Raw genomic sequence first — 25282 nt, 5'->3', positions numbered from 1 at the left:
GCAAGGTGTTCGCCGGAAAGAGCGTTGGGTGCAGCGATGACGAAATGGTCGCCGAATTCGTGGAGAGCAAAGCCGATCAAACAGGTTCCCGCTTATCCGGACCTTGCCGCGCTGAAGAACACGGAAGCCCAACTCGCCACCTTTCCGCCGCTGGTCTTCGCCGGCGAGGCGCGCAAGCTGAAGAAGCAGCTGGCGACTGTTGCCGCCGGGGAAGCCTTCCTGCTCCAGGGCGGCGACTGCGCCGAGAGTTTTGCCGAACATGGCGCGGACAACATTCGCGACTTCTTCCGCGTCTTCCTGCAGATGTCGGTCGTGCTGACCTTCGCCGGTGCGCAGCCAGTGGTGAAGGTTGGCCGCGTCGCCGGCCAGTTCGCCAAGCCGCGCTCGTCCGACAACGAGACCAAGGGCGAGGTGACACTGCCGAGCTATCGCGGCGACATCATCAATGGCATCGAATTCGACGCGAAATCACGCATTCCCGATCCTGCCCGCCAGGAAATGGCTTATCGTCAGTCGGCGGCGACGCTCAATCTTCTGCGTGCCTTCGCGCAGGGCGGCTATGCCAACCTGGAGAATGTGCATCGCTGGATGCTCGGCTTCGTCTCCGACAGCCCGCAGGGCGAGAAATACGAATCGCTTGCCAACCGCATCACCGAGACTATGGATTTCATGCGCGCCGTCGGCATTACGTCGGAAACCAATTTCGCGCTGCGTGAAACCGACTTCTACACCAGCCACGAGGCGCTGCTGCTCGGCTACGAGGAGGCGCTGACCCGTGTGGATTCGACCTCCGGCGACTGGTACGCCACGTCGGGCCATATGATCTGGATCGGCGACCGCACGCGCCAACCCGATCACGCGCACGTCGAATATTGCCGCGGCATCAAGAACCCGCTCGGCCTGAAATGCGGTCCGTCGCTGACGCCGGACGGCCTGCTGGAACTGATCGATCTGTTGAACCCCGAGAATGAGCCGGGGCGATTGACGCTGATCGCCCGCTTCGGTTCGGACAAGGTTGCCGACCATCTGCCGAAGCTGGTGCGCGCGGTGCAGAAGGAAGGCCGCAGCGTGGTCTGGTCGTCGGACCCGATGCACGGCAACACGATCGAAGCGGCCGGCTACAAGACGCGGCCCTTCGACCGCATCCTGAAGGAGGTGCAGACCTTCTTCGAGGTGCACCGCGCCGAAGGCACTCATCCAGGCGGCATCCATGTCGAGATGACCGGCAAGAACGTCACCGAATGCACCGGTGGCGCGCGCGCCATCACGGCCGAGGAGTTGCAGGACCGCTACCACACCCATTGCGATCCGCGCCTCAATGCCGACCAGGCAATCGAACTGGCGTTCCTGGTCTCGGACCTGTTGAAGAAGAGCCATCCGGTGCAGCACAAGCAGGTCGCGAACGGCTGAGCCGGATCAATTGGATCGATAAAGCAAAGGCGCCTGGAAAACCCGGCGCCTTTTCCGTTTTCATCTTTTGCCTCCGACAGTGCCGGTGCAACCGCAAAAGCTTCAGTCTTGCTTGTAGAGCAGCCAGCTCTTGCCGGCGCGCCCTGCCATGGCCGAATGCCTGGTAACGCGGTTGCGGCCACTGACTTTCGAGCGATAGAGCGCCCGATCCGCCTTGGTGTAGAGGTCCTCGGGGCCTTCGGCCTCGGACGCCATGCAGATACCCATCGATACCGTCACCGTGCCGTAATTTATGCCGGTCTGGCTGCTGGTGAACGGCGTCTGCTCGATCAGGGCGCGAATGCGTTCCGCGATCTCGTAGGTTGCGTCCTCGCTGGCGCCCTCGATGATCAGCGCGAACTCCTCGCCGCCGGTGCGGGCGACGAACATGTCGCCACGAATGCTGGTCTGGAAAATCTCGGCGATGATCTGGATGATCTTGTCGCCGACAGGATGGCCGTAGCGGTCGTTGATGTCCTTGAACCGATCGATGTCGACGAGGATCAGGGCATTGAACAGGATACCCTTGTTGCTGTTGTAGATCCTGGTGATTTCCTTGTCGAAGGCGCGGCGGTTCCAGATCTTGGTCAACGGATCCGTGTCGGCCAGCCGCTTGTATTCCTCGAGCGTCGACTTGACGCTCTCGAGTTCTGCCGTCTTGTCGCTGAGCGTCGAGGCGATCTGCCGGCCGTGATCGATCGTCGAATTGGTCGCGATGGTCATTGCGTTGGCGATCTTTTGCAGAAGGTCCTGAGAGAGAAGGCTGCGGTTGCTCAGGCCGCTTGATGTCTCATCGAGGATCCTGCCGTATTTTTCGATGTGGCTGCGCTCGCTGCGCAAGAGCGACGCGACCTCCTCGAGTTCTCGGGCGATGACATCTCTGGCATGCTCGACAATGCCGGGACCATGGTTATGGGCGAAGAAGATGCGCCCGATCTGATCGAGTTCGTCCTGCGTCGGCCGGTTGCTCAACGACACGACGGCGAGGCTGAGATCGCGATTGGTGCCGCTCAAGGCCTCATAGAAAATCTCGTAGTTGCGTGGCAGGCCGAGTACGCCAAGCTGGCGCATGGTCGCGACAACGGTGGTTGCGATATCGGTGCTTCGTTCGGTCGAGACTGCTGCCGGCTGCATGTCTGATTCACTCTTCCCCTCGGATCCCGACGCAGAATTCGCGGGTCCATTGATCGCCGACCTGGGGAGCGCTACCCAATGCTCCAGAACATCTTGCGAAGAGGCGCGGCCCCATCCGCACCCTTCGCTTGTGAGATCATAGTTGCGTCGGCGCTAAAGTTTCCTTAATTCGCACGACTTCCACAGGTTTTCTCTAGCTGTGACTGTACGCGCGTAAAGTTTTGCATCGCGATCCCGGGATAACACCCTATTTGGCGCTTTGAATTTGAAACTGCTGCAAATGAAACTGAATTTCGAATTCGTTACGCCAATCGATGTCGTATTTGCTTGCGCGTAACCACCGCGAAGCTGGAATCTTGACAGTGATGCCGGACGAAGTTTCTTCGAGGAGTGCGGAAATGAGCGACAACCACCAGGGATCATGTCTGTGCGGAGCGGTCCGCTTCCGGACAAGTGGGACGTTGCGTGGCGTTGTCTACTGCCATTGTTCGCAATGCCGCAAACAGAGCGGGCATTTCTATGCAGCGACCAATGTTGCCGACCCCGACATCGTGATCGACGGTACGGAAAGCATCACCTGGTACGAGGCTTCTTCCTTTGCCAAGCGCGGCTTTTGCAAGACATGCGGCTCGCTGCTGTTCTGGAAGCCACGGGACGAGGCTTATACCTCGGTCCTGGCGGGATCGTTCGACACGCCGACAGCGCTCAAGGGCGAATGCCATATCTTCGTCGGCGACAAGGGCGACTATTATTCGATCGACGATGGGCTGCCGCAGTTTGAAAAGTCGACACCGGCCATACCGGTAGCCGAATGAAATTTGGACGATCCGCCTTATTCCATTGATCGGGGCATTGCTTTATCCCGGGCCGGTGATTCCGAGAGGGGCCTTGGCATGCAGCGGCTGATCGATGCATTTATCAATTCGGTGCGGGCATTTCGCAAGCTTGCGGTCAGCGAGAAGGCTTTCCAGCAGGAACTGATGCTGCTGGTGCTGGCCTTGCCCGCTGGCTGGTTCGTTTCGGTGTCGTGGCGTGGTTACGCGCTGCTGATCGGCGCGGTGCTCCTCTTGATCATGGTCGAAGTTCTGAACACCGGCATCGAGGCGGCGTGCGACGCAATTTCTCGTGAGTTCCATATCGACATCCAGCTCGCCAAGGATTGCGGCTCGCTGGCGGTGCTGATTTCAGTCGTGATTGCCGGCGGCGTCTGGGGCATCGCTCTCATCGAGCGCATAGCGGGGGTGCAGATCTGAAACTTTGATGCCTGTATGACAGTCACCAAAGGAGACCGTCATGGCAGAGGTCACGAATTCCTCGCTTCTCGAACGGCTGGGCCTGCCGGAAGACCTGCGCTGGCTGGCCGAAAAGTATCCGCGCGAGAACTGGCAGGCCCACGCCAAAATTCATGGCATGGCCAATATGTGGCTGCAGCGGCACGACATGTTCCGCGAACTCGGCGGCATGCTCGGCGTCGGCATTGGCAACTATCGCGAAGGCAGACTGACGGCCCCCGATTTCGCGCGCTGGTTCGCGCCGCGCCTCAACCATTTTCTCGGGCATCTCGACGGCCACCACAATGTCGAGGATTACCAATATTTCCCGGCTTTCACCAAGGCGGAGCCCCGTCTGAAACGTGGCTTCGACATTCTCGATGCCGATCACCACACGATCCACGAAGGACTGGAGCGCAACGCCGAGGCAGCGAATGCCTTCATCCGTACACTTCAGGAGAGTGAGGACAAGCAGCGCTTCGCCGCCGATGCTTATGCCGACGAAAACAGCCGACTGATCGCAATGCTGACCCGGCATCTCGCCGATGAGGATGATCTGATCATCCCGCTCATTCTCGATCGGGGTGATCAGGGGCTCGGCATCGACTAGTCAGGTCAAAACTCCTTGGCGCGTTCCCGCTTGGCGATGTGGCGGGCGACAAGCCATGCAAGCACGGCCACGGCAAGGCCGATGCCAAGCCCGACGAACAACCGCTCGTGGCGCATCAGCGCCTGGCCAACCAATTCTTCGGCCCCCAATCCGAAGACATAACCGATCGTGCTGAACAGCACCGCCCAGATCACCGATGAGATGGCGTTGAGGATAACGAAGCGCGGCGCCGCTATGGTCGAAAGGCCGGCCGCCACGCCGCCGACCAGGCGCATGCCGTAGACGTAGCGGTTCGACAGCACGAAGATGTTGGGATGAGTGTTGAGCAGGCGGTAGGCGCGGCGAAAGCCGGGCCGCCGGCGCAGCCTGACGACATGGCGATTGTCGGCGAAACTCCTGCCGAGGGTGAAGAAGAAGGTGTCGCCGGCGAAGGCACCCAGCGCTGCCGCGACAAAGGCATGCCACAGTACGAAAACATGCTGGTGAGCGAAGAAGCCACCCAGGATTGCGGCACTTTCGCCTTCGGCCACGCAGCCGAGAAAAACCGCCAGCAACCCGTATTGTTCAATGAAATGGTGGATCGCGTCGGTCATGTAGCTGACTGCTGTGACAGTCTTTCATCGATCCGCTTGACCATTTCCGCCAGCCGCACGATCTCGTCGCGCATGCCGATGATCTCGCTGTGGCGCAGTTCGTCCAGTTTCTCATGCAGCGCCATGATCTCGATCTCGGCCTTCAGATTGACCTCGTAGTCATGGGCGGCATCGATGCGGTCGCGCTCGGTCTGGCGGTTCTGCGCCATCATGATCACCGGCGCCTGCAGGGCGGCGACCATCGACAGCACCAGGTTGAGGAAGATGAAGGGGTAGGGGTCGAACGCATCGCGCGACAACAACCAGACATTGCCTGATGTCCACACGATCAGGAAGGCGACGAAGGTCAGGATGAACGACCAGGAGCCACCGATGCGGGCTATCGTATCGGCAAGGCGGTCGCCAAAGGTCTGGTGGAAGGCCACGGCCTTGTTGGTGTCCCTGGTGATGGTGGTACGCTCGATGGTGCTTTGCAGCACCCGGCTCTCCAGCTGGCTCAGCCCATCCGGCTTTCGCCTCAGCCAGCGGTTCGCCAGATCGTCGATCGTCCTGTTCATGGTCATCTCCAAGCGCTTTGCTGCGCTAGAGGTAGAGGCTGCCGGCCCGGGCGGGAAGTGCTAGATTGAGGCGAAACGAGGGGGACCGATGGCCGACTTCAAAAAAATTCGTGCTCGCGCGGCAAATCGCAAGGGCGGTGAGGCGGAACTGACCTCCCTGTTGGGGCCGATGCCCGACAATGCGGTGGTGGCCGACATCACCGATGACCGTATCCTCTCGACGATGGCCGAGCGCGTCTTCGCAGCCGGCTTCGTCTGGCGGGTCATCGAGCAGAAATGGCCTGGATTCGAAGAGGCGTTCCTGCGCTTCGAGCCCAAGCGGCTGTTGTTCCAGCCTGACGATTTCTGGTACGACCTGGCTTTGGATCAACGCATCGTGCGCAATCCGCAGAAGATCAAATCCGTTCGCGACAACGCCGCTTTCGTTGAACGCGTGTCCAGGGAACATGGCGGCTTCGGCAATTTTCTCGCCGAATGGCCCGCCGACGACCAGATCGGGCTGATGGCCTATCTGGGCAAGCATGGCAGCCGGCTCGGCGGCAACACCGGCCAGTATTTCCTGCGCTGGCTGGGCTGGGATGCTTTCGTCATTTCGGCCGACATGGCGGCCGCACTTCGCGACGCGGGCCTCGACATCGCCGAAAATCCGACATCGAAGAAAGACCTCGACAAAGTCCAGATCCAGATCAACCGATGGGCTGACGAGACAGGCCTGCCGCGCCGGCACATCTCGCGCATCCTGGCGATGTCGATCGGCGAAAACCACTCTCCGCAATCGTTGCGCGACTATATGGGCGACGATTGACGGTCTGAATTGGTCCAAACGAACGCCATTGCGAGGTGAATTCCGCCGCGCTAAGTCAGCAGCATGACCAAGAAGCTCGACATACTGCGTATCGCCATCGCCCAGCTCAACCCGACCGTCGGTGACGTCGCCGGCAACCTCGCCAAGGCACGCGAGGCGAGGGCGGATGCCGCCCGCCAGGGCGCCGATCTCGTGCTCTATACCGAGCTTTTTCTTGCTGGCTATCCGCCGGAGGATCTGGTGCTGAAGCCGGCCTTCCTCAGGGCATGCGAGCGCGCCGCCGAGGACTTTGCCGCCGATACCGCCGACGGCGGTCCGGGCGTCATCATCGGCACGCCGCTGAAGCGCAAGAGCGGCACGCATAATTCCATCGTCTTCGCCGATGGCGGCAAGATCATCGCCGAACGCTACAAGCTCGACCTGCCGAATTACGGCGAGTTCGACGAGAAGCGCGTCTTCCAGGCAGGGCCCGAGATCCAGGGACCGGTCAACTTCCGCGGCGTGCGCATAGGCATACCGATCTGCGAGGACATCTGGGGCGAGGTCGGCATCTGCGAGACGCTGGCCGAAAGCGGCGCGGAAATCCTGCTGGTGCCGAACGGTTCGCCCTACTATCGCGCCAAGATCGACGTTCGCCACCAGGTCGTTATCAAACAGGTCATCGAATGCGGATTGCCGATGATCTATGCCAACCAGCTCGGCGGTCAGGACGAGCTGATCTTCGACGGCGCCTCCTTCGCCATCGGGGCGGACAAGACGCTTGCCTTCCAGATGAGCCAGTTCGAGGACGCGGTCGACGTCACCATCTGGAAACGTACGGATGACGGCTGGGTCTGCTCGCAAGGACCGATGTCGAAAATCCCGGACAAGGAGGAGGCCGACTACCGCGCCTGCATGCTCGGCCTGCGCGACTACGTCAACAAGAACGGCTTCAAGAATGTGGTGCTCGGTCTGTCCGGCGGCATCGATTCGGCGATCTGTGCCGCCCTTGCGGTCGATGCGCTCGGCGAGGAGCGGCTGCGTGCCGTCATGATGCCTTATCGCTACACCTCGAAGGATTCGCTTAGGGATGCCGAGGACTGCGCCCGTGCGCTCGGCTGCCGCTATGACATCGTGCCGATCTTCGAGCCGGTCGAAGGATTTTTGCACACGCTGACGCAGTTGTTCGAAGGCACCAAGGAAGGCATCACCGAGGAGAATTTGCAGAGCCGTGCGCGCGGCACCATCCTGATGGCGATCTCCAACAAATTCGGCTCCATGGTAGTGACCACGGGCAACAAGAGCGAGATGTCGGTCGGCTACGCCACGCTCTATGGCGACATGAACGGCGGCTTCAATCCGATCAAGGACCTTTACAAGATGCAGGTCTATGCGCTGTCGCGCTGGCGCAACAGTCATGTACCGCCGGGCGCGCTCGGACCTTCGGGCGAGGTGATCCCGAAGAACATCATCGACAAGGCGCCGTCGGCCGAATTGCGCGAGAACCAGACAGACCAGGATTCGCTGCCGCCCTATCCGGTGCTGGACGATATTCTGGAATGCCTGGTCGAGAACGAAATGGGCGTCGACGACATCGTCGCGCGTGGCCACGACCGGGCGACGGTAACGCGCATCGAACATCTGCTCTACATCGCCGAATACAAGCGCCGGCAGGCGGCACCGGGTGTGAAGATCACCAGGAAGAATTTTGGCCGCGACCGCCGCTATCCCATCACCAACCGTTTCAGGGATGGTGGATAGGCGTCTTTTCGCTTGCTGAGCGAGAGTGCGCGATGCTGCGGACGCAAGCATGGCGACTGTCGCGGATCGATTTCCGGGCGACCTCCGGCCTGTTGATGGCCTGCCGGGTGAAAACCATGCGGCGACGATAGACACAGGTCCGACTGTTGCAAAATCGCCTCATCGGCTGGATCAGAAGTGCTTTTGGCCATGGCTTGCCTTGGCGAACGATCGAAGCGTCCGTATAACGGCGTCTCCGCGATTCCCTTCAGGGAGGACCGAATGCCAGGATTTGACATCGTTATGCGAGGCCGCGAGGCCTAGGTCTGCGCCGGTGTTCCGAAGTATCGGAACCACACCGGACGCAGGAAAGGCATTTGCCGCTGCCGGTCGCCGCCCAAGGGCAGGCGACCAACCATAGCCGAACCTCCGCATTCAAGCGCAATTCGCTCCGGCGCGGTTTTTCAATTTTCGACCTTACTGGGATCGGGCTCGTTTGCGCCCGAATGACATCATGGCTCGTTTCAAGATCGATTTGCGCGCCAGCGCCTTTCGCAGCGTTCTTGGGTTCACGCTCATACATTGGCGGCGTCAGCCCTGGCGGCTCTCGCTGATCATGGGCGGTTTCCTGCTGTCGACGCTGGCCGACGTGCTGACACCGCTCTATTCCGGCCGGCTGGTCGGCGCCGTCGCCAGCAGCGCCGGCGCGGACGCCATTGCCTGGAATGCAGCGATGACGGCATTCTTGATTCTGATGGCGCTGGCGCTCACCGGGGTCGTGCTGCGCAACCTTGCCTTCATGGGTATCGTTGAGTTGACACTCAAGATGATGGCCGACATCGCGGCCGACGCCTTCCATCGCGTTCAGCGCTTTTCGACCGATTGGCATGCCAACAGTTTTGCCGGCTCGACCGTGCGCAAGGTGACGCGCGGCATGTGGGCGCTCGACCTGCTGAACGACACCATCCTGATCGCGCTGCTGCCGTCCGTTGTCATGCTCGCCGGCTCGACGCTGCTGCTCGGCTGGTTCTGGCCGCTGATGGGCGTGGTCGTCGCAGCCGGCTCGGTGCTGTTCATCATGGTGACGGCGATGCTGTCGCTCGGCTATGTCGCGCCGGCGGCAAGACTCGCCAACACCTGGGACACGCGTCTCGGTGGTTCGCTGGCCGACGCGGTGAGCTGCAACGCCGTGGTCAAGGGCTTTGGCGCCGAGGAGCGCGAGGAGCGCCGCCTCGCCAGGGTGGTTGCCAAATGGCGCGCCCGCACACGGCGCACCTGGGTGCGCGGCACCATCAACGGCACCACGCAAGGGGCGCTGCTGCTGGTCCTGCGCGCCGCGGTGATCGGCTTGGCGCTGATGCTGTGGTCGTGGGGGCAGGCGAGCGCCGGCGATGTCGCCTTTGTGCTGACCTCGTTCTTCGTGCTGCAAGGCTATTTGCGCGATATCGGCACGCATATCCGCAATTTGCAGCGTTCAATCAACGACATGGAGGAATTGGTCGATTTCCAGTCGGAACCGCTCGGTATCGAAGATCGGCCCGGCGCCGGACCGATTGCCATCACGCAGGGTCACATTGCCTTCGACAACGTCACCTTCCACTACGGCAATCACCGGTCGCCGCTCTACCGCGACTTTTCGGTCGACATCGCGCCAGGCGAACGTGTCGGGCTCGTCGGTCACTCGGGTTCGGGCAAGACGACATTCGTTAAGCTCATCCAGCGGCTCTATGACGTTAACGCGGGAAAGATCGTGATCGATGGCCAGGATATCTCTCAGGTCGCCCAGGCGTCGCTGCGCGGCCAGATCGCCATCGTCCAGCAGGAACCGATCCTGTTCCACCGTTCGCTGGCCGAAAACGTCGCCTATAGCAGGCCAAGCGCCAGCCAGGAGGAGATCGAGCATGCCGCCAGGCTGGCGAGCGCGCACGACTTCATCGCCAACCTGCCGAAGGGCTATGGCACGCTGGTTGGCGAGCGTGGCGTGAAACTGTCGGGCGGCGAGCGCCAGCGCGTGGCCATCGCCCGCGCTTTCCTGGCCGATGCGCGCATCCTGATCCTGGACGAGGCGACGTCGAGCCTCGATTCGGAATCCGAGGTGCTGATCCAGCAGGCGATGGAACGGCTTATGGTCGGCCGCACGACGCTGGTCATCGCGCATCGGCTTTCGACGGTGAGGGCACTCGACAGGCTGCTGGTCTTCGATCGCGGCAAGATCGTCGAGGAAGGCTCGCATGACGAGTTGATCCGCCTGAAGGGCGGCATCTACCGCCGCCTGTTCGAGCGCCAGGCGCTGGAGCTGACCAAGGGCCTCGTCGACTGACCTGAGATGGCCTCCGGCTTTGGCCGGAGGCCATCCGGAGTGCCTATCACTTGGCGTATGCTGGCTGAGCGAACCTGCCAGTGAAGCCCTTTTCAGACGTCGATTTGCGACGTCTGTTTACGTTACCGACCGAAATTCGTTTCTCTACTTTTGGTTGTTGTATACCAAAGAAGCAATCTAAGCGGTCTCACAATGCGTCTTGATTCCGAAACTACCGGTGTGGAAAAGGTGGCTGCGCCATCGGTGCTGGAATCTCAGCACGGCTCGGTTCGGCCGCTTGCCGCCGAAGATCTCGAGCGCGTCGCCGCACTCTTCCTGACGAAGTTTCGCCGGCGTCGGCGTCACCTCCTCGATCGCGCGATCGCGGAAACGGCGGAGTATATGGGGAAGATCTATCTTGACCCTGCCGGCCAGTCCGGTGAGAGCAACGCTCTTGTCCAGATCAACCCGCAGGGCGATCTAGGTGGGTTCCTTGGCGTCCTGAAGGCCCGTTACGAGCTCAACGGAGCGACATTGAATGCGGCGATCATCGGTCCGTTCATGGCCGACCCTGGCGCCGATCACGGCTCGGCCGGACCGCAATTGCTGCGTGCCTTGCATCAAGGCGAATTCGATCTGCAGCTGACCGATTCGGCCAACCGGGTATCTCTGGCCTTCGCTCGTCCGATGAAATACCAACTCCTGCCGGTCCATTGTTTGGGATGGACCTATGTTTTCCGGCCGGCCGCGATGGCCGCCGCCGCATTGCACCGCAAATGGCCTCGCCTGCCTCGCCTAGCACTCGATCCCTGCGCGAGAGCATTCGACGTTCTCGCGAAACGAAGGTTCGAACCGCCCGTCCAGCATTTATCGTCGCAACGGGTCCATGCCGAGCCGATCAATGCCGGGCAATTTGCAGAGCGGCTGCCGACCCTCCTGTCCGATTATGCCCTTCGCCCGAGTTGGAAGGATGGCGAACTGCCCCGGCTGCTCGCACTGGCGACTGAGAAGCGGGCCGACGGCCCCCTTCATTTCGGCGGGACTTACGACGCGACGGGCAAAATGCTCGGTTGCTACGCCTTCTACGGTCAAGCCGGCGACATAGCGATCCTGTTGCAAATCCAGGCTTCCGGACACCACTGGGGCGCGACGCTGGAAGGCCTTGTCGCGGCTGCGCGGGATATGGGCTGCGTGGGTATCACCGGACAGACCCAGAGCAGGTTCATGCCTCACCTCTTCGGCTACAGGAATCTCTTCTTCCGTTATGCCGGGGGGACGATGGTCCGCTCGCGAATCCCCGATGTCACGGAAGCGGTCCGCTCCGGCGACATCGCTATCGGCGGGTTGATGGGCGACCGCTGGACCCGCCTCAGTTCCGACGACTTCGGCCGCTGATCGTCTTCAACGACCTTTTCGTCGACTCCGCCGGTTGGCTGCACCCTCTTATGGCGGTGCCGCCAGGCTGGCCGCCGCCATCCGCCGCTTGAGGCTGCCCGGCACGGTCTTTTCATTCCAGTCGCCATGTTCTATGTCTGCGGCACGGCGCGGGGGCGCGTCTTGTCAATCACAAAGGCATCCGGTACGCCCCGCTCATGACAGTTACCGTTCGTTTCGCCCCGTCACCAACCGGCCGCATCCATATCGGCAATGCGCGCACAGCTCTGTTCAACTGGCTGTTTGCCCTCAACAACAAGGGCCGCTTCATCCAGCGCTTCGACGACACCGACATCGCCCGCTCGAAGCAGGAATTCGCCGACGCCATCCTCTACGACCTGCACTGGCTGGGCATCTTCCCGGATGTCACCGATTATCAGTCGCGGCGCTTCGAAGTCTATGACGCTGCGGTCGAGCGGCTAAAGGCGGCGGGTGTTCTCTACGCCTGCTATGAAACGCCGGAAGAACTCGACCTCAGGCGCAAGGTGCGCCGCACGCGAGGCCTGCCGCCGGTCTATGGCCGCGAGGCATTGGCGCTGACGACAGAGCAGGTGGCCGAATATCAGGCCGACGGGCGCCGGCCCCATTGGCGTTTCCTGCTGCCCAATTTCTCCAGCGATCCGCGGCAGCCGGAGCGCACCGAGATCCACTGGGACGATCTGGTGCGTGGCGAGGAGACGGTGGATCTGGCTTCGCTGTCCGATCCGGTGCTGGTGCGTGAGGATGGCACCTATCTCTACACGCTGCCCTCCGTTGTCGACGACATCGAGATGGGCGTCAGCCACGTCATCCGCGGCGACGATCATGTCACGAACACCGGCGTGCAGATCGCCCTGTTCAAGGCGCTGGGTGCCGAGCCGCCGGTCTTCGGCCACCACAATCTCCTGACCACCGTCTCGGGCGAGGGGCTGTCGAAGCGCACCGGCGCACTTTCCATCGAGAGCCTGCGCGAAGACGGCATCGAGCCGATGGCCGTCGCTTCGCTGGCGGTGCTGGTCGGCACGTCGGAGAATGTCGCGGCCGCGCATGACCTGGCCGAACTTGCCGGCCATTTCGATCCGGCCGCGACCTCGAAATCGTCGTCCAAGTTCGATCCGGCCGAACTGTTCGTGCTCAACCGGGTGCTGCTGCAGCGTATGCCGTTCGACGAGGCGCGGGACCGGCTGATGGTGCTGGGTATTTCAGGCGAACACGCCGAACCGTTCTGGCTGGCGGTGCGCGGCAATATCGACCGGTTGGCCGATGCGGTTGCCTGGTGGCGTGTCCTGCGCGAAGGGCCGCAGGAGAAGCCCGAGTTTTCCGATGACGACCGCGATTTTCTGCATCAGGCACTCGATCTCCTGCCTGAGGAACCGTGGAACGGGACGGTCTGGAAGGATTGGACCGGCAAGATCAGGGAAGCGACCGGCCGCAAGGGCAAGGCGCTGTTCATGCCGCTCAGGCTTGCCCTTACTGGACTGCCTTCGGGGCCGGAGCTTGCAGATCTATTGCCGCTGATGGGTCGGGAAGGAACGATGGCCCGACGACCCTGACCTTGCGCTGTTCCGGAGGCAGGGCCGAAACCGGCGATGCCACCGGCTTGGCCGAAAGGCGCTTGATGGCTTCACGGTCGAGTCCGCCGTCTCTATTGGCCAGGGTCTCGGGGTCGGCACCCGGATCAGGCTTCGAGGCCGGAATAGTCGGCGCCGCATCCGGTTCGGGCTGTGATTGTTGCTGACTTGGCGGGTTGCCGCCAATGATCTGGAAATTCTGTGCGGCATTGCAGCCGCAAGCGGGCGGCCGCGACATGTTGGGCTGTTTGTAGAGACAGGCGGTTGACAATTCGCCATAGGGCCTGCCGGTGACCGATGACGTCATCGATGCCGAATCGTCGTCCATGCCGCGCGAATAGAAAACCTGCATCTCGGTGCCGGGGCAGGCCGATTCGCAATTCTTCTGGTCGCGCTCGAAATCGCCGGCCGAGGCGGCGTTCGACATGGGGAAGAAATAGCCATCGCAGGTGCGGACGCAACTGGTGTGGAATTCGCCGCCGCTGCTCGCAACGTCCGGAATGCCGGGCTGGTTGAGGACGCGGCTGACGTCGCGTTCCTCGCCGGAATCGTCAGGCTGGTCCAACGTATCGATCTGCCGGTTGCCGCCGCCGAAAAGCTGATCGAAGAGATTGGCATTGGCCCCATCTTCACGATTGGCTTCCTGCGGAGGCGCGCGGCGGGGTGCCACTGCATCGTCACGGCAGTCATTGGCATCGAGCGCCGCCAGAATACGGCCCCGGTCGCGGCGTGAACCGCCGCCGCCGGCGAGTTGGGCACGCTTGGCCTGCAGACTGTCGAGATTGGCATTCATGCGCTCGATAGTGGCGTTCAGCCTGGAACACTGGTTGATGTTGCGCGAAAACAGCGAGAACCCACAGCCGGCACTGTTCGCCTGGCCGCGAGCCTTCGAGATCTGTTCGCGCTGCCTTTCGATCGCGGCGTCGTATTTCCGGACCAGTGCCGGGCCGCCGCCACCGCCGCGTGAGGCCGCGGCGAGATCGGCCTCCAGTTGACGGCAGACCCGTGAAGCGGCCTGCGGCTCGCCGACCGCTGCGCCGGACAGCAGAAGGCCAAGCAGCACGGCAGCATGGGCCTGCTTCAAACCTCCGCTTGCCATCCGCCTCGATCCCGCTTGCCTCTGGTCGCCAAGGCTAACCCGTTCGCGGTTAATCGTCCATTTCGGAAGTCAGTCCAGATTGGCGATCGCCTGCGCCTTGTGCGCGGCTTCGACCACCGCCAGCGCCGTCATGTTAACGACGCCGCGCGAGGTCACCGAGGGCGTCAATATGTGCGCCGGCTTGTCGGTGCCGAGGAGGATGGGGCCGACATGCAGGGCATCCATCATGGCCCGCAGCGCCGTCAGCGTGATGTTGGCCGAATCGAGGTTCGGGAACACCAGGAGATTGGCTTCGCCCTTCAGACGCGAATGCGGATAGACGCGCTGGCGCAGATGCTCCGACAAAGCGGAATCGGCATGCATTTCGCCGTCGCACTGCAGCTCCGGCGCGATGCGCGCCAGAATGGCCGCTGCCTGACGCATCTTCAGCGCGCTCGGCGAATCACGCGAGCCGAAATCCGAATGCGACAGCAGTGCCGCCTTCGGCTCGATGCCGAAACGCTGGATTTCTTCCGCCGCCAGCACGGTCATCTCGGCGATTTCGTCGGCCGTGGGGTCGACGGAGACGTGAGTGTCGGTAAGGAAGATGATGCCGCGCTGCGAGATCAGCATGGAAAGGGTCGACAGATCCCGGTCCTTGATGCCGGTGCGCGGCCCAATGATTAGCGTCACGTTGCGCAGATGCCGCTCGAAACGGCCTTCGAGGCCACAGACCATGGCGTCGGCGTCGCCGCGCTTCAGCGCCAACGCCGCGATCACCGTGTTGTCGGTGCGCACCATGGTACGCGCGGCCTCTGTCGTCACGCCGCGGCGGCCGGCGAGTTCGATCAGGAGGTCGACATAGTGGCGGTAGCGCGGATCGTCCTCCGGGTTGATCAAGCCGAAATCGACACCGGGCTTGATGCGCAGGCCATAACGCTTCAGCCTGACCTCGATGACGTGCGGGCGGCCGATCAGGATCGGCTCGGCGATACCTTCCTCAAGCACAACCTGGGCGGCACGCAGGACACGCTCGTCCTCGCCGTCGGCGTAGATGACGCGTTTGGCGCTCGAGGACTTGGCGGAGGAGAACACCGGCTTCATCACCAGACCGGAGCGGAAGACGAAGCGATTGAGCTTGTCGATATAGGCGGCGAAGTCCGTGATCGGCCGTGTCGCCACACCGGTGTCGCAGGCTGCCTTGGCGACGGCCGGCGCGATGCGCAGGATGAGGCGCGGGTCGAAGGGCGAGGGGATCAGGAATTCGGGTCCGAAGATCGGCGTTTCGCCCGAATAGGCGCGCGCGGCGACATCGGAAGGTTCTTCGCGGGCAAGGGCGGCGATCGCCCGCACCGCCGCCATCTTCATCTCCTCATTGATGGCGCTGGCGCCGCAGTCGAGCGCTCCCCTGAAGATATAGGGGAAGCAAAGCACGTTATTGACCTGATTGGGAAAATCGGACCGGCCCGTGCAGATCATGGCGTCCGGACGCGCCGCGCGCGCCACTTCCGGCATGATCTCCGGATTGGGATTGGCAAGCGCCAGGATCAACGGCTTCGCCGCCATGTGTTGCAGCAGCTCCGGCTTCAGCACACCGGCGGCCGAGAGGCCGAGAAAGACATCGGCGCCCGCTATGACGTCGGCGAGCGTGCGCGCCTCTGTGTCTTTTACATAAGGGTCTTTCCAGCGGTCCATCTCGTCGACACGACCCTTGTAGGCGACGCCGAAACGGTCGGTGACCCAGATGTTCTCGACGCGCACGCCGAGCGAAACGAGCAGATTGAGGCAGGCAAGGGCGGCAGCACCTGCGCCGGAAGTGACGACCTTGATGTCCGAAATGGTCTTGCCGGCGAATTCCAGCCCATTGAGCACGGCGGCGGCGACGATGATGGCGGTGCCGTGCTGGTCGTCATGGAACACCGGTATGCTCATGCGAGCTTTCAGGCGTTCTTCGACTTCAAAACACTCCGGCGCCTTGATGTCCTCGAGGTTGATGCCACCAAAAGTCGGTTCCAGCGCGGCGACGGTTTCGACCATGCGCTCGATTTCCGGCGCGTCGATCTCGATGTCGAAGACGTCGATGCCGGCGAACTTCTTGAACAGGACCGCCTTGCCCTCCATCACCGGCTTGGAGGCCAGCGGCCCGATATTGCCTAGGCCGAGCACGGCCGAGCCGTTCGACACGACGCCGACCAGGTTGGCGCGCGCCGTGTAATCGGCGGCAGTCGCCGGATCGTCGCGAATCTCCAGGCAAGGGGCGGCGACGCCGGGCGAATAAGCGAGCGCCAGGTCGCGCTGGTTGCCGAGTGGCTTGGTGGCCTGGATCTCGAGCTTTCCCGGCGTCGGGTGCTTATGGAAGTAGAGGGCGGCTTCGTCGAGGTCCGAACGTGCCGTTTTCTTGTTCTCGCCTTCCATGCGGCCGCTCCTCCAAACCTGCTTCGAGAGTCCTTTTAGCATGAGGCCAAGATTTTTCGCGACGCTAATTGACGCGCCGGAAGCTTTAAATGCCGGCGCGGGAAAATCCAATAATTCTCAGACGGTTACGGTTGTTTCATGCGAAATCAGGTTGCCCTGCTTCGCAGGTCAAAAGGCGCTGACGTAGAGACCGCCGTCGACGGGTATGTTCTGCCCGGTCAGATAGCCGGCGTGGACAGAGCACAGGAAGGCGCAGATCTGGCCGAATTCCTCCGGAGTGCCGAGCCGCTTGGCCGGTACGTCGGCACTGATGCGGGTCTTGCGCGCCGCGGCCGCCTTGGGATCCTCTGGCGTGCCGGCCTCATGCGGGCCGCGCAGCCGGTCGGTATCGAGCTTGCCCGGCAGCAGGCTGTTGATAGTGACGTTGCGCTCGATCACCGTGCGCGCCACGCCGGCGAGGAACGACGTCAGGCCGGCGCGCGCACCAGATGACAGGTCAAGGCCGGGGATGGGGACATAGACCGACAGCGAGGTGATGTTGACGATGCGCCCGAAGCCGCGCGCCGCCATGCCGTCGATGACCGCCTGCACCAGTTCGATCGGTGTCACCATGTTCTGGGTAACGCCTTCGAGGATCTTTCCACGATCGAGCTCGCGGAAATCGCGAAGCGGCGGCCCGCCATTGTTGTTGACGAGGATGTCGGGTTCCGGACAGGCGGCGAGCAACGCTTTCTGTACCTCCGGCTTCGAAACGTCGCCGACGACCTCCGTCACCGTCACACCATAGCGCTGGCGCAGCTCCGCGGCGGTTTTGGCGACCAGCTCCGCATTGCGCCCATTGACGACGATGTCGCAGCCTGCCTCGCCCAGCGCCATGGCGCAGCCACGACCAAGCCCCTTGCTCGAAGCGCAGACGATGGCCTTCTTTCCGCGGATACCGAGATCCATGATGATTTTCTCCTTGATTTGCCCGGCAGGCTAGCGCCAGCGCTGGACCAATCGCAACCGTCATACGGTTGTTGCATGAATCGGGGCATAGGCTGCTCGAAAGCAAGGGTGAATCCGCGATGCCAAGCCAAGAGCCCCGCACTTTCCGCAGCATGTTCATTTCCGACGTCCATCTCGGATCGAAGGCGGCGAAGGCTGATTTCCTGATCGATTTCCTTCGCTACCACGATGCCGACATCATCTATCTGGTCGGCGATATCGTCGACGGCTGGCGCCTGAGGCGCAGCTGGCACTGGCCGCAAAGCCACAATGACGTCGTGCAGAAACTGCTGCGCAAGGCGCGCAAGGGCGCCTCGATCACCTATATCGCCGGCAATCACGACGAATTCGCCCGCCAGTTCCAGGGCGTGCATTTCGGCGGCATCGTCGTTGCCGACCGCGCCATCCACGAAACCGCCGATGGCCGGCGACTGCTGGTCATCCATGGCGACCAGTTCGATACCGTCGTCCACAACCAGCGTTGGCTCGCCTATCTCGGCGACCATGCCTACGACGCCGCCATGCAGGTTAACCGGGTGATCACGCGGTTGCGCCAATTGCTCGGCCTGCCTTACTGGTCGTTTTCGTCCTGGGCCAAGGTCAAGGTCAAGAAGGCGGTGAACTTCATCGGCTCGTTCCAGACGGTGCTCAGCGAGGAAGCGCGACGCTCGCATGTCGACGGCGTCATCTGCGGGCACATCCACCATGCCGCCATCGAAAGCTATGGCGACGTGCAGTATATCAACACCGGTGACTGGGTGGAGAGTTGCACCGCCGTGGTCGAGCATTTCGACGGCCGCATGGAAATCCTGACCTGGGCGCATATCCTGCCTGAAGCGCCTGACGAACCCTTCATCCCGATGCTCATCGAAGACAGGGTGGTGCAGGCCGCCTGAGGCGGAAGCCGGACCTGCACTTTCTGGTGTTAATCAGCTGGTCCAGCCGGTTTCGCCCGGTTTTTCCTCATGTTAAGGATCGGTTCTCGCTGCTCGCCGGTCGTTGAGCGCAGCGTCATTGGATCGATTCATGCTGCTGCCGCCGCTTTCGCCCGAACAACTCGTGAAGCCGGGCCGTTTTGAGCTGCGCATGAGCCTGATCTTCGGCACGCTGTTCATATCGCTTGGCACCCATTTGCCCTATTTCCCGCTTTGGTTGCAGGCCAAGGGATTTCACGCCGAACAGATCGCCGTCATCCTGGCAGCGCCGATGTTCCTGCGCGTGCTGACGACGCCGCTGCTGACGACACTTGCCGATCGAGCCAGGGACCGCGCCGACGTCTATGTCGTACTGGTCGCGGCCTCGCTGCTGCTCTCCGCGGGGTACTTCCTGACACCGACCTACGCGACTGTGCTGGCGGTGTCGTTGTTGCTGACCGTTGTCTGGACGCCGCATTCGCCGATCGCCGATTCGCTCGCGCTTTCGGGCGTGCGCCGCTTCGGTTCCAATTATGCGAGCATGCGTAAATGGGGGTCGGTCTGCTATCTCCTGGCCAATGTCGCAGGCGGCTTCATTCTGGCGGCCAGCGGCCCTCAAGCCGTTCCGGTGATCATATTCCTTGCCCTTGGCGCGGCACTCGCCGCAGGCCTGCTGGCGCCGCGCATGGGGCGGCCGCGCAAAGCCTCGCCACTGTCGGCGGCGGAAATCCAGCACGCGGCGCCGGGGCTATTTAATGCTTATTTCCTCTATTTCACGCTTGGCGTCGGCATCATCACCGCCAGCCATGCCTTCCTTTACGGCTTCGTCTCGATCTACTGGAAATCGATAGGCATCAGCGATTCCGTCGTCGGCCTGCTGTGGGCTTGGGGCGTCGTCTCCGAAGTCTGCATGTTTTTGTTGTTCAATCGCATTTTCGCCTCCGTATCCGTCGTCCGGGTAATGCTCATTGCCGGCATCGGTTCGATCGTGCGTTGGTTCGCCTTTCCGCTGGTATGGCCGCTCGGCCTTGGCGTCGGCGGGTTCTTCGCCGTGCAGTCGTTGCATTCGGTGTCTGTCGCGATGGTGCTGATCGGCCTGCAGAAGATGATCGCCGAAACCGTGTCCGAAGAGCGCACGGGTGCCGCGCAAGGCATCGCCTATTTTTTCAACGGTTTCTTCATGGCCGCCGTCACGCTTGCGTCCGGTCCGCTCTACGACCGTCTGGGCGTCGACGGGTTCCTTGCGATGATCCCGATCGCGATCATTGGCCTCGTGCTGATCGGGCTTGCCGCGCGCTCAGCCCCACAGCGCCCGGTCCGGCGGTGAGACGAGCGATCCCTGGTAAACGAGGCCCGGCACACGGTCCCGGGCAAGCAGCAGCGGCCCGTCGAGGTCGACGAAATCGGCTCCTTGCGCAAGCAGCACAGCCGGCGCCATTGCCAGCGACGTGCCGACCATGCAGCCGACCATGACGCCAAAGCCCAGTTCACGGGCGCGGTCGCGCAAGGTGAGCGCCGCCGTCAGCCCGCCGGACTTGTCGAGCTTGATGTTGACGGCGTCGTAGAGACCGACAAGCGCTTCGAGGTTCCCCGCTTCGTGAACGCTTTCGTCGGCGCAGACCGGCACCGGATGCGCGATGTGGCGCAGGATGCCGTCCCGGCCCGCCGGCAGCGGCTGTTCGATCAGGGCGATGTCCTGTTCGCCGGCAAAGGCGAAGTTCGCGACAATGTTGTCGTCGGTCCAACCTTCATTGGCATCAAGGATCAGTCGGCTCTCGGGTGCTGCCTGTCTCACCGCCCGGATGCGGGCGATGTCGTTGTCGCCGCCGATCTTGACCTTGAGCAGCGGCCTGCCGGCATTGGCGCGAGCCTGCGCCGCCATCGCTTCCGGTTCGCCGAGCGACAGCGTGTAGGCGGTTTCGAGCTGATGCAACGGGGCCGGCCAGATTGCGTTCGCCACCGGATTGCCGCTGATCTTGGCTTCAAGGTCCCAAAGGGCACAGTCTATGGCGTTACGCCCCGCCCCAGCAGGCATTGCGTCGAGCAGGGCGGTGCGGTCCATCCCGCTGGCGATCCGGTCGCGCATCGCCTCGATAGCATCGCGAACACCCTCCATCGTCTCGCCATAGCGCTTATAAGGAACACATTCGCCGCGCCCGACATGGCCACCCTGGCTGATCGTGCACGTGATGACCTCGGCCTCGGTCTTGGAGCCGCGCGAAATAGTGAAGGTTCCGGCGATCGGAAACCGCTCGGCCTCGACCGAAATGACACGCGCCATATTTTTCTGCTCCGGCTATGCGAGAAGGGTTGTCGGCAAATCGACAAGGTCGGACCCATCAGGCTAAACAGGACGCCATGTTGACCATAGGCAAGCGCGACGCAAGCGGCACGACCGCCTCGGGGGGTGACCACGACCCGCGCGTGGCGGTCGGCGAGGAAGGTGGCGTCCTCGGCTGCGCGTTCTCCGGAATCTGGACGACACGGACCGTGGCGCTGATCGACGCCGACATGCGCAAAATCGAGAAACGAAGCGGTTTCAAAACTTTGGCGCTTGATCTTTCAAAAATCGAGAAGATCGATACCGCCGGCGCCTGGCTGATTGACCGGCTGGTCAGCGCCTTCGAGAAGAAGAACGTCGAGGTCCGGCTGCAAGGCCAAAGCGAGATCGCCTCCATCCTGCTCGACGCGGTTGGCGAAGCTGTCCGGCGCGAACCCGAATCCGGACCGGCGCGGCCGCCCAACATTGTCATTCGGGCGCTGGAGGCGGTTGGCCGGCGCGTCTACGAGATGCGCGACGATTTCCTCGCTTCGATGAATATATTGGGCGCCACCATCCGCGGCGCGCAGATGAAGCTCGGCCGCGGCCATGCCGTCAACCCGGCGGCGATCTTCAACCAGATCGATCGCATGGGCGTCGGCGCAATCCCCGTGGTGGTGCTGATGTCGGCGATCGTCGGCGCCATCGTTGCCCAGCAGGGCGCTTATCAGCTCAGCTATTTCGGCGCCGACATCTTCGTCGTCGATCTCGTCGGCGTGCTGATCCTGCGCGAACTCGGCGTGCTGATGACGGCAATCATGATCGCCGGCCGCTCCGGCAGCGCGATCACCGCCGAAATCGGCTCGATGAAGATGCGCGAGGAGGTCGACGCGCTGAAGGTCATCGGCCTCAATCCGATCGGCGTCCTGGTCTTTCCGCGCCTTGTAGCGCTGGTGATCGCCTTGCCCTGCCTGACGATCATCGCCAATTTCGCCGCACTCGGCGGCGGCATTGTCGCTGCCTGGCTTTACTCCGATATCCCACCCGCTGCCTTCATCGACCGGTTGCGTGTCGCAATCGATCTCAGCACGATTTTCGCCGGGCTGATCAAGGCGCCGTTCATGGCCATGATCATCGGCACGATCGCCTCCGTCGAGGGCATGAAGGTCGGCGGCAGTGCCGAATCGCTCGGCCAGCACGTGACCGCTTCGGTGGTGAAGTCGATCTTCGTCGTCATCATCCTCGACGGGCTTTTCGCCATGTTCTACGCAGCGATCGAGTTCTGACAAGATGGCGAAGGGCAACGGGATAGAGGTGAAGGGCGAGGACGACAGTGAAATCGTCCTCTCGGTGCACGACGTCACCGTTGCCATTGACGACAAGCTGATCCTCGACAAGCTGTCGCTCGACATCACGCGCGGCGAGATACTGGGGTTCGTCGGAGCCTCGGGCGCCGGCAAGTCCGTGCTGTTGCGCACCATTCTCGGGCTGATGCCCAAGCAGTCGGGAACAATCAAACTGTTTGGCGTCGACGTCGACAAGGCAAGCGATATCGAGCGGCTACGCATCGACATGCGTCTTGGCGTACTGTTCCAGCATGGTGCGCTGTTTTCGGCGCTGACCGTGATGGAGAACGTGCAGGTGCCGATGCGCGAATATCTCGACCTGCCCAGGAAGCTGATGGACGAGCTGGCGCTGCTGAAGATCGAGCTGGTCGGCCTGCCGCCGGACGCGGCGCAGAAATTTCCCTCCGAGCTCTCCGGCGGCATGATCAAGCGTGCCGCGCTTGCCAGGGCGCTGGCGCTTGATCCGGACATCGTCTTTCTCGACGAGCCGACGTCGGGCCTGGATCCGATCAGCGCGGCCGAGTTCGACGAGCTCGTCGTCAAGCTGCGCGACACCATGGATCTGACCGTTTACATGGTGACCCACGACCTCGACACGCTGTTTACCGCTTGCGACCACGTGGCGGTGCTCGGCAAGAAAAAGGTGCTGGTCGAAGGCAGTATCGACGACATGCTGAAGAGCGAGGAACCGTGGGTGAAATCCTATTTCCGCGGAAAACGCGCCCGGCAACTTGATCTTGCCGCACGTGCATAGCCATAAGTGAAGCAATGGAAACCAGAGCCAACTACGTCATTGTCGGCATTTTCACGCTGGTTGCGATCCTGGCGGCTTTCGGCTTCGTCTATTGGACGGCCGCGATCGGCGACAGGGGCGAGACGACGCTGCTGCGGGTGCGCATTCCGGGCTCGGCTTCCGGTCTCGGCCGCGGCAGCTTCGTGCTGTTCAACGGCGTCAAGGTTGGTGACGTCAAGCGCGTCTATATCGACGTCGACAATCCAACTGTTGCCATCGCCGACACCGAGATTGACCGGATGACGCCGATCACCAAGTCGACGCAGGCCGATATCGGCCTCGCCGGCCTCACCGGGCAGGCCAATATCGAGCTCAAGGGCGCCGATCCCAAGGAAGTGAAGCTGCTCGACCAGGCCGAAAAGGAAGGCAAGGTCGCCGAGATCGTCGCCAACCCTTCGGCCGTGACCAATCTGCTGCAGACGGCGCAGAACATCTTCACCCGCGCCGACAAGGTGCTGACGGAGCTGGAAGGCTTCACAAAGGATGTCCGCGGGCCGCTGACGCAGACCGTGCACAATGTGCAGACATTTTCCGATGCACTGGCCAGGAATTCCGAGGGCATCGACAAATTCCTGTCCGCCGTCAGCGCGCTGTCCGACGAGCTGAAAGGCGTTTCAGGAAAACTCGACGGCACGCTGAAGGCGGCGGAAGGCCTGCTCAATGCCGTCGATAAGGACAAGATCAAGAGCATCGTTTCCAACGTTGATACGGTGACAGGCAACCTCAAGGAAACCTCGCGGCAGCTCGACGGCGTGATCAAGAACGTCGATACGGCGGTGGGATCGGTCAACGACTTCGCCAAGCAGACGCAAGGCACGTTGGCCAAGGTCGATGGCGTGCTCGACGGCATCGACCCGGCACAGGTGCGCGAAGCGCTGGCTAACATCCAGAAGGCCAGCGACAGCGCCAACAAGGCGGCGGCCGACATCGCGGAGGTGACCGGCAAGATAGCCAATCGGGCTGACGACATCGACCAGACAATCAAGGACGCCAGGCACCTGGCGCAACGGCTTAACGACGCCTCGGTGCGGGTCGACGGTATCCTCGCCAAGGTCGACAAGCTGCTCGGCTCGGGCCAGGCCGACGGCGTGATGGCCGACGCAAGGGATACGCTGAAATCCTTCAAGCAGGTCGCCGATACGCTGAACGCCCGCCTTGGGGTCATTACCGACAATCTGGCGCGCTTCTCCGGCCAGGGGCTGCAGAATGTCGAGGCGCTGGTGCAGGACAGCCGTCGCTCGATCAATCGCATCGAGGAGGCGGTGACGGATCTCAGCCGCAATCCGCAGCGCATCCTTTCGGGTGGCGAAGGCGAGGTTCGGCAATTCGACGGCAGGGCGCGGCGTTGACTTCGGCGCCGGCCCGCAGCAAGAACATAGCTCGTGAATGCGGGTTGATCTTACGATCCGGGGACAACGGGGATCACGGGTGACGTTGAGTAGGCTTGGAACGGGCGGGTTGAAATCAGCCGCGGCGCTGCTTGTCCTGACGGTTACCGGTTGTGCGGTGCTGGGCGGCAAGCCGGCACCGCTCGACACGTTCGAACTGTCGGCGCCAATGGTCGACGCGCATGGCCATAGCCGCCGACAGATTCTGATCGCCCAGCCCTCAGCGCTGAAGGCGCTGGACAGCCAGAACATCGTCATCAAACCTTCCGACCGCTCGATCCAATATCTGAAGGGTGCGCAATGGGCTGACCGCCTGCCGCTGGTCGTGCAGGCGCGGTTGGCCGAGACGTTCCAGCGCTCGGGCAGCTTTGCCGGGGTGGGCAAACCGGGCGAGGGGCTGGCGATCGACTATCAGGTGATCGTCGAGGTTCGGTCCTTCGAGGTGCGCGTCGATGGCGGCGAACATGCCGAGGTCGACCTGTTCGTGCGCTTGCTCAACGATCGCAACGGCGAAGTGAAGGCTTCCAAGAGCTTCACCGCATCCGCGCCCGTATCGGGCAGCGGCAACCCCGCTTATGTCGGCGCTCTCGACGCAGCCTTCGGCGATGCCGCCAAGCAGATCGTCCGCTGGACGGATTCGGCGATCTGAGCGCCAGGCGCGCAGGGATTCAACCAAACTC

General features: G+C 62.3%; 22 protein-coding genes. 15 read left to right on the top strand and 7 right to left on the bottom strand.

What is annotated here, in order from left to right; genetic code table 11:
* The first annotated feature begins 36 nt into the window (after positions 1–36).
* Positions 37–1410, top strand: a complete 1374-nt coding sequence (locus FJ960_RS03245) for a 3-deoxy-7-phosphoheptulonate synthase class II (RefSeq protein WP_027146378.1) — start codon at positions 37–39, stop codon at positions 1408–1410.
* A 102-nt stretch (positions 1411–1512) separates the two neighbouring features.
* Here FJ960_RS03245 and FJ960_RS03240 read toward each other — a convergent pair whose 3' ends face one another.
* Positions 1513–2583: a diguanylate cyclase gene (locus FJ960_RS03240; RefSeq protein ID WP_140711798.1), complete on the bottom strand. Its 1071-nt coding sequence runs from the start codon at positions 2581–2583 to the stop codon at positions 1513–1515.
* A gap of 398 nt (positions 2584–2981) precedes the next feature.
* Between FJ960_RS03240 and FJ960_RS03235 the strand changes: the two genes are divergently transcribed.
* The 3 genes from FJ960_RS03235 to FJ960_RS03225 all read left to right on the top strand — a co-directional run bounded on the left by FJ960_RS03235 (position 2982) and on the right by FJ960_RS03225 (position 4464).
* Positions 2982–3398, top strand: coding sequence for a GFA family protein (locus tag FJ960_RS03235; protein ID WP_140711796.1), 417 nt, complete (start codon positions 2982–2984; stop codon positions 3396–3398).
* Positions 3399–3476: 78 nt separating this feature from the next.
* Positions 3477–3836: a diacylglycerol kinase gene (locus tag FJ960_RS03230; RefSeq protein WP_140503624.1), complete on the top strand. Its 360-nt coding sequence runs from the start codon at positions 3477–3479 to the stop codon at positions 3834–3836.
* Positions 3837–3876: 40 nt separating this feature from the next.
* The gene (locus FJ960_RS03225; RefSeq protein ID WP_140711794.1) at positions 3877–4464 is read left to right on the top strand and encodes a hemerythrin domain-containing protein; all 588 of its coding nucleotides are present in this window, start codon (positions 3877–3879) and stop codon (positions 4462–4464) included.
* Between the two features lie 5 nt (positions 4465–4469).
* Here the strand turns inward: FJ960_RS03225 and FJ960_RS03220 are convergent, their stop codons facing one another.
* On the bottom strand, positions 4470–5057 hold the full coding sequence (locus FJ960_RS03220) for a DedA family protein (protein ID WP_140503628.1): 588 nt from the start codon (positions 5055–5057) through the stop codon (positions 4470–4472).
* Positions 5054–5614 carry a DUF1003 domain-containing protein gene (locus tag FJ960_RS03215; protein WP_140711793.1) on the bottom strand — a complete coding sequence of 187 codons (561 nt, stop codon included), beginning with the start codon at positions 5612–5614 and terminating at the stop codon, positions 5054–5056. The genes FJ960_RS03220 and FJ960_RS03215 overlap by 4 nt, the downstream gene beginning before the upstream one ends.
* Positions 5615–5702: 88 nt before the next feature.
* On the opposite strand from FJ960_RS03215, the gene FJ960_RS03210 reads away from it, so the two are divergent.
* From FJ960_RS03210 to FJ960_RS03190, 5 genes are all read left to right on the top strand, one after another.
* Complete coding sequence (locus FJ960_RS03210; RefSeq protein ID WP_140503631.1) at positions 5703–6419, top strand: DNA-3-methyladenine glycosylase I; 717 nt, start codon at positions 5703–5705, stop codon at positions 6417–6419.
* Between the two features lie 63 nt (positions 6420–6482).
* The gene (locus FJ960_RS03205; protein WP_140711791.1) at positions 6483–8159 is read left to right on the top strand and encodes an NAD+ synthase; all 1677 of its coding nucleotides are present in this window, start codon (positions 6483–6485) and stop codon (positions 8157–8159) included.
* Between the two features lie 493 nt (positions 8160–8652).
* On the top strand, positions 8653–10458 hold the full coding sequence (locus FJ960_RS03200; RefSeq protein WP_140711789.1) for an ABC transporter ATP-binding protein: 1806 nt from the start codon (positions 8653–8655) through the stop codon (positions 10456–10458).
* A 192-nt stretch (positions 10459–10650) separates the two neighbouring features.
* Positions 10651–11832, top strand: a complete 1182-nt coding sequence (locus FJ960_RS03195) for a hypothetical protein (protein ID WP_140711787.1) — start codon at positions 10651–10653, stop codon at positions 11830–11832.
* Positions 11833–12029: 197 nt separating this feature from the next.
* Positions 12030–13403, top strand: a complete 1374-nt coding sequence (locus FJ960_RS03190; RefSeq protein ID WP_140503639.1) for a glutamate--tRNA ligase — start codon at positions 12030–12032, stop codon at positions 13401–13403.
* Here FJ960_RS03190 and FJ960_RS03185 read toward each other — a convergent pair.
* From FJ960_RS03185 to FJ960_RS03175, 3 genes are all read right to left on the bottom strand, one after another.
* Entirely contained in the window at positions 13321–14520 is a 1200-nt protein-coding gene (locus FJ960_RS03185; protein WP_140711785.1) for a DUF2865 domain-containing protein, read from the bottom strand. The genes FJ960_RS03190 and FJ960_RS03185 overlap by 83 nt on opposite strands.
* 69 nt (positions 14521–14589) lie before the next feature.
* Complete coding sequence (locus FJ960_RS03180; protein ID WP_140503643.1) at positions 14590–16914, bottom strand: NADP-dependent malic enzyme; 2325 nt, start codon at positions 16912–16914, stop codon at positions 14590–14592.
* A gap of 168 nt (positions 16915–17082) precedes the next feature.
* Complete coding sequence (locus FJ960_RS03175) at positions 17083–17862, bottom strand: SDR family oxidoreductase (protein ID WP_140711783.1); 780 nt, start codon at positions 17860–17862, stop codon at positions 17083–17085.
* A 152-nt stretch (positions 17863–18014) separates the two neighbouring features.
* On the opposite strand from FJ960_RS03175, the gene FJ960_RS03170 reads away from it, so the two are divergent.
* Positions 18015–18797, top strand: a complete 783-nt coding sequence (locus tag FJ960_RS03170; RefSeq protein ID WP_032936358.1) for a UDP-2,3-diacylglucosamine diphosphatase — start codon at positions 18015–18017, stop codon at positions 18795–18797.
* 130 nt (positions 18798–18927) lie between these two features.
* Complete coding sequence (locus FJ960_RS03165) at positions 18928–20142, top strand: MFS transporter (RefSeq protein ID WP_140503647.1); 1215 nt, start codon at positions 18928–18930, stop codon at positions 20140–20142.
* On the opposite strand, the gene dgcA is transcribed toward FJ960_RS03165, so the two are convergent.
* The gene (dgcA, locus tag FJ960_RS03160) at positions 20113–21096 is read right to left on the bottom strand and encodes an N-acetyl-D-Glu racemase DgcA (RefSeq protein ID WP_140711779.1); all 984 of its coding nucleotides are present in this window, start codon (positions 21094–21096) and stop codon (positions 20113–20115) included. The genes FJ960_RS03165 and dgcA overlap by 30 nt on opposite strands.
* 77 nt (positions 21097–21173) lie before the next feature.
* On the opposite strand from dgcA, the gene FJ960_RS03155 reads away from it, so the two are divergent.
* Genes FJ960_RS03155 through FJ960_RS03140 form a run of 4 tightly spaced genes read left to right on the top strand, consistent with a single transcriptional unit; the run spans position 21174 to position 25251 of the window.
* Positions 21174–22361 (top strand): ABC transporter permease, encoded by a 1188-nt coding sequence (locus FJ960_RS03155; protein ID WP_140503651.1) that lies wholly within the window; start codon positions 21174–21176, stop codon positions 22359–22361.
* A gap of 4 nt (positions 22362–22365) precedes the next feature.
* A complete protein-coding gene (locus tag FJ960_RS03150) occupies positions 22366–23175 on the top strand; it encodes an ABC transporter ATP-binding protein (protein ID WP_140503653.1) in 810 nt (269 codons plus the stop codon).
* Between the two features lie 14 nt (positions 23176–23189).
* On the top strand, positions 23190–24563 hold the full coding sequence (locus FJ960_RS03145) for an MlaD family protein (RefSeq protein WP_027146358.1): 1374 nt from the start codon (positions 23190–23192) through the stop codon (positions 24561–24563).
* A gap of 37 nt (positions 24564–24600) precedes the next feature.
* A complete protein-coding gene (locus FJ960_RS03140; protein ID WP_140503657.1) occupies positions 24601–25251 on the top strand; it encodes an ABC-type transport auxiliary lipoprotein family protein in 651 nt (216 codons plus the stop codon).
* Positions 25252–25282: the final 31 nt, after the last annotated feature.

This window comes from Mesorhizobium sp. B2-3-11 (assembly GCF_006442215.1).
Classification (GTDB): Bacteria; Pseudomonadota; Alphaproteobacteria; order Rhizobiales; family Rhizobiaceae; genus Mesorhizobium; species Mesorhizobium salmacidum.
The sequence above is the reverse complement of the archived record's forward strand: the minus strand, read 5'-3'. Positions and strand labels throughout refer to the sequence as shown.